This window comes from Streptomyces sp. NPDC002671 (assembly GCF_053592475.1).
In genome coordinates this window covers 1-2,923 of record NZ_JBSFVU010000146.1, presented here as the reverse complement: position 1 = coordinate 2,923, position 2,923 = coordinate 1, and the positions used below count along the sequence as shown (strand labels likewise).

The 2,923-nt window shown below is 70.5% G+C and carries 1 protein-coding gene; it reads right to left on the bottom strand.

Annotation, left to right across the window (positions count from 1 at the left end; genetic code table 11):
• Positions 1 to 2,923 (bottom strand): amino acid adenylation domain-containing protein (locus tag ACWD35_RS45300; protein ID WP_451357149.1); only part of this gene is annotated, 2,923 nt, incomplete at both ends.

Here is a 2,923-nt window from a genome sequence, read left to right as displayed (position 1 = left end):
CATCCGGAACCCGCGCCACCTGCCCCTCGAACAACTCCGCCACAGTGGCCCGCGGCACCTCGACCGCCGTGTCGTTCCACTCCGACACCACCCGCCGACGCTCGACATCGCCCAGGACGCGGATGCCGCTGAGCGGAACGTCGAGGCCGCCGTCGAGCGCCTCCTCCAGCGCGGCCACCAGGTTCGCCGTAGCGGTGGCGACCAGCGTGGCGACCGCCTGGGGGTCGATCGGAGTGATCGCGTCCACGATCAAGGTGATCTTGGTGCCGTCGTCGTCGACGGCGACCGACAGCGGGTAGTTCGTCCGCTCCCGGAAGAACGCCAGCTCGACCCCGTCGAAGAGCTCAGTGGTCTCACGGTTGAGGCCGTAGTTCGAGCGGTAGTTGAACATCGAGGTGAACAGGGGTGCGTCCGCCGGCACGCCACTGGCCTGCTGCGCCAGGCTGAGCGGCGCGTGCTCGTGCTCCAGCAGCGCCACGAGCTGACCACGCATGGCCCGCACCGCCGCCATGACGGAGGTCTCGCCCACCCGCATCCGCACCGGCAGGGTGTTGATGAGGGGGCCCGCCACCCGGCCCGCAGCGGCGCCTGCACTCATGCGTCCGAACAGGACGGTGCCGAACACCACGTCGTCACGGCCGCTCACCGCCGACAGCGCACGCGCCCACGCCACGTGGAGAACGGTCGCCGCCGTCGTCCCCAGGCGGCGGGCGACCCGGCGGACCCGCTCGGACAGCTCCGGGGCCAGGCCGGCCAGCGCCTCGGCCGAGTCCATGCCGTCCCGGCGCACGTCCACCAGGCCGTACGGCGCGGTGGGCTCGTCGACGTCACCGAGCAGGTCGGCGAAGAAGCGTTCGTGCTTCCCACTCTCGATCCCGGTACGCGCCTGTGCGACCAGGTCACGGAACGGCAGCGGCTCCGGCAGCTCCGCGCCCCGCCCGGTGAGAAGCGCCTCCACCTCGCCGATCAGGATCTCCAGCGCGGTGTGGTCCTCGACGATGTGGTGCAGGCGCATCAGCGCCAGCCACCGGTCGCTCCCGGGCTCCGCCGCGACGTGCATCCGGACGAGCGGGGCCTGCCTCAGGTCCATCGCCAGGCCGCCCCTGGCCAGGAGCTCCTGCACCGGGTCCGCGCTTCCTGCGGTCAACTCGACTTCTTCGACCGGCAGTTCAACGTTTCGCCAAACCACCTGTACGGGTGCGCGAAGACCCTCCCACACCAGCGAGGTGCGAAAGACGTGGTGCCGTTCCACCACCTTCTCGAGCGCGTGAACAAAGGCGTCCAGGCGCTCACGCGAGTCGAAGCGCATCACCGTCGGCGTCACGTAGGCGTCCTCGCCGCCGTCGGCGAACAGGTGGTGGAAGAGCAGACCCTCCTGGAGCGGAGTGAGCGGGTAGATGTCGGCGACGTTCGCCGCACCGCCGTCCACGGTCGTGACGACCCGCTCGACCTCGTCAGCCGTCAGGTCGACCAGCGGCAGCATCTCCGGCGTGATCGCCTGCGCCTCGTCCGGGATCAGGTTCGCCGGCACCTCGACCTGCTCGGTGCCGGCCACCGCCGCGAGGCCGGCCACGGTCGGCGTGTCGAACAGCGTCTGCACCGACACGGAAACGCCGCGGGCGCGCAGGATCTCCACCAGCCGGATCACCAGCAGCGAGTGACCGCCCAGGGCGAAGAAGCTGTCGTCGACGCCGACGCTGTCCAGGCCGAGGACCTCGGCGAACGCCGCGCACAGGATCTCCTCACGGACGGAGGACGGACCACGACCCGAACCGGTCGCGTACTGCGGGGCGGGCAGCGCCCTGCGGTCCACCTTCCCATTCGAAGTCAGTGGCAGCTCCTCCAGGACCACCACCGCCGACGGCACCATGTACTGGGGCAGGGACCCGACGGCGACGCCCCGCACCACGTCCGCGAGGGCGGCGCGGTCGGCCCCCCGGTCGACGGGCACCACATAGGCCACCAGGCGCTTGTCACCGGGAACGTCCTCACGGACAACGACCGTGACCCGGTCGACCGCTGCGTGCGCCGCGACGACGGCCTCGATCTCGCCCAGCTCGATCCGGAAACCCCGCACCTTCACCTGATCGTCCGCACGCCCGATGAAGTCGAGGCTGCCCTCCGCGGACCAGCGGACCACGTCCCCGGTGCGGTACATCCGCTCACCCGCCCCACCGAACGGACAGGCCACGAACCGCTCCGCCGTCAGCCCCGCCCGGCCCAGATACCCACGGGCCAGACCCGCACCGGCGATGAACAGCTCACCCGGCACCCCGACAGGCACCGGAGCCAGCGTCGCGTCCAGCACATAGACCTGCGTGTTCCCGATCGGAGCACCAATCGAGGAGACCCCACCCGGAGCCACCCCCACCTCCATGGCGGTCGACCAGATCGTGGTCTCGGTCGGACCGTACAGGTTCGTCACCGACGCCATCCGCGCCGACAGACGACGCGCCAAATCACCCGGCAGCGCCTCACCGCCGACCAGCGCACGCAACCCACCCGGCAGATCCCCACCACCATCCCCGGGTCCCGCCACCAAGGCGTGCCACAAACTCGGAGTGGCCTGCACCACCGTCGCCCCCGACGAACGGATCAACGCACACAACTCCCGCGGGTCCCGAACGGTGTCCGCCCCGGCAAGGACCACACACGCACCGTTCAACAACGGCAGGTACAGCTCAAGTCCGGCAATGTCGAACCCGATCGTGGTGACCGCGAGCAGCCGGTCATCCCCACCCAGCCCGAAACGACGCTGCATGGATTCGAGGAAGTTCACCACGGACCCGTGCTCGATCACCACGCCCTTGGGGCGCCCGGTGGACCCCGAGGTGTAGATCACGTAGGCGGGATGTGCCATCCGCAGCGGTGCCGACCGCTCGGCGTCGTCGAGCACCTCCGACGGCAGGGCGTCCAGCGCGCC